The organism is Streptomyces solincola (assembly GCF_002982015.1).
Taxonomy (GTDB): Bacteria; Actinomycetota; Actinomycetes; order Streptomycetales; family Streptomycetaceae; genus Streptomyces; species Streptomyces solincola.
Window position 1 is genome coordinate 1 of sequence record NZ_PVLV01000711.1, and the last position, 2242, is coordinate 2242.

Genomic DNA, 2242 nt, shown 5'->3' on the forward strand with positions numbered 1-2242 from the left:
GAGGATCGGGGCCCAGGCGGCGGGGTCGGCGGCGGCCCAGCGGGCGGTGAGGGCGGCGAAGGCGGGGCGTTCGGCGGCCAGGCCCGCCAGTCGGCGGTGCAGCCGGGTCGCGCCGTCGGGCAGCCGCAGGCAGAGCAGCCCGGTGCGGCGGACCAGGTCCCGGGTGCGCGGTTCGCTGCGCAGGCCCGCGCCCGCGGCGGCGGTGCGCAACAGGGCGTCCAGCACGGCCGGGTCGGGGCCCCGGCGTGCCTCCACGCCGAGCAGCTCGTCCAGCAGCTCGGTGCGCAGCACCGCGGAGCCGGGGGCGCCGGGCGCGGCGAGCACCGGGGCGAACGCCGCTCGCACGTCGGCGGTGTGCTCCCGCAGGATTCCGCTGACCAGGGGGAACAGCACGGGGTGGGCGACGGGGCCGCGCTCGTCCAGGCAGCGGCCGGTGTAGTCGGCGGCGTGCCGGGCGCCGCGGGGGTGGCGGGCCACGTAGTCGGCGACCAGGGCGGCGGCCCGCCGGGTCAGCGCGGGGGCCTCGACGCCGGCCAGTGCCTCCAGCACCCCGGCGGCGTCCCGGTCCTCGCGCAGGCGGTGGTGGAAGGCGGCGAGCACCGGTTCGGGGTGCTCGGCGAGCGCCCCGGCCAGCGCCCGGGCCGGCAGCCCCGGGCCGCCCGCCCGGAAGGCGGCGAGCGCGGCCGGCAGGTGCTCGGCACGGGTCCGCGGGTCTCCGACGAGCAGGGCGAGCGCGGGGCCGTGCAGCTCGGGCTCGCCGGGGCGGTCCAGCAGGGCCAGCGCCGCGTACCGCAGCAGCCGGCGGTCGGCCGGGGCGGTGGCGTGCTCGGCGGCGAGCGGCGCGTACCGGGCGGCGGCCGGTCGGCGGGCGTCGTCGTGGGCCCAGCGGTCCACGGCCCGGCACACCACCGCCGGTTCGTCCTCGGCGAGGGCGGCGAGCAGCGCGGCGGCCCGGGGGTGGGCGGTGGCGGCCAGCGCCTCGCACAGGTCGTCCGGGGCCAGCGCCCGGTGCGCGTACAGCAGCGCCTGCGCCGCCCCGCCGACGCTCACCCCGCCGGGCGTCGCCCGTGCGTCGCCGAACCACCGGCACAGCGACGGCTGCACGCCGCGCGGGTCCGCGGCCAGCCTCCGCGCCGCGACGTCCAGGAAGCCCGGGCCGGCGCCGCCCGCCGGGACCAGCCGCCGCAGCAGGTCGAAGCGGTCGTCCTCGGCCAGCGGCAGCCCCTCCCAGAACCAGGGTCCGAAGTCGTGCGGGCCGCCGCCCCCGTCCCGGGTGGCCGTACGCGCCACGTGGTCGGCGAGCAGCCGGAGGAGGCCGAGGTACGGGCGGAGGTCGCCGATCCGGGTGAGGGTCTGCCCGAGCAGCCGGGCCGCCCACCAGGCGGCGTCCCGCACCCGTGCGCCGGGCGGGCCGGCGGGCAGCGCCTCCAGCGCCTCGGCGAGACCGCGCAGCCGGGCCTCCAGGGCCGCCGGGCCGTGCACCCGGCCGAGCAGCAGCAGCGCCTCCAGCACCGGCCCGACCCGCTCCCGGGGCACCGGCGCCCACGGTGCGGCGCCCGGCAGGCCGGACGGGCGGTCGGGGGTGCGCCCCTCCACCCGGGCCGCCCGGCGCCCCGGCTCCGCCGTTCGGGGGGTGCCGACCACCAGGGGGCCCGCGACGTCCGGTCTTGCTGCCGCGGGGGCGACCGGGCCGCCGGCCGGTGGCGTGTGCCGGTGGACCAGGGCGTGCAGGGCGGCGTCCAGGTCCAGGTGGCCGCCCTGGAGCCAGTCGGCCAGCTCCTCGTGGGCGAAGCGGTAGCCGGGGCCGGCCGGGAGGAGGAGGCCCTCGGTGAGGACGGCGGAGGCCCAGCCGGTGCTCCAGGGGAACAGCGCCTCGAAGGAGGCGCGGTCCAGGCCGCCCTGGCCGGGGCCGAGGCAGCGGCGGGCCGCCTCGTGGACGCGGCCGGCGACCCGGGCGGCCAGCCTGCGGACCTCCGTGCCCCGGGGCGCGGGGCGGGTCGCGGCGGCGATCCGGACGGCGACCCGCAGGCAGACGAGATCCAGGTGGGCGGCGAACACCTCCTCGCGGCCGGGCCGACCGGCCGCGTCGGCGGGCAGGGCGGCGCGGACGTCGGCCAGCAGGCGCAGGGTGAGCGGGTGACGGGCGTCGGCGGGGGCCAGGGCGCCGGCGGGCAGGGCGTGCCGGTCGCGGAGGCGGGTCGCCTCGCGGGGGGTCAGGTCGCCGAGGGGGATGGCGTCGGGG

The 2242-nt window shown here is 82.0% G+C and carries 1 pseudogene; it reads right to left on the reverse strand.

What is annotated here, in order from left to right:
• Positions 1 to 2242, reverse strand: a pseudogene (locus tag C6N75_RS31020) (serine protease); the annotation flags it as partial.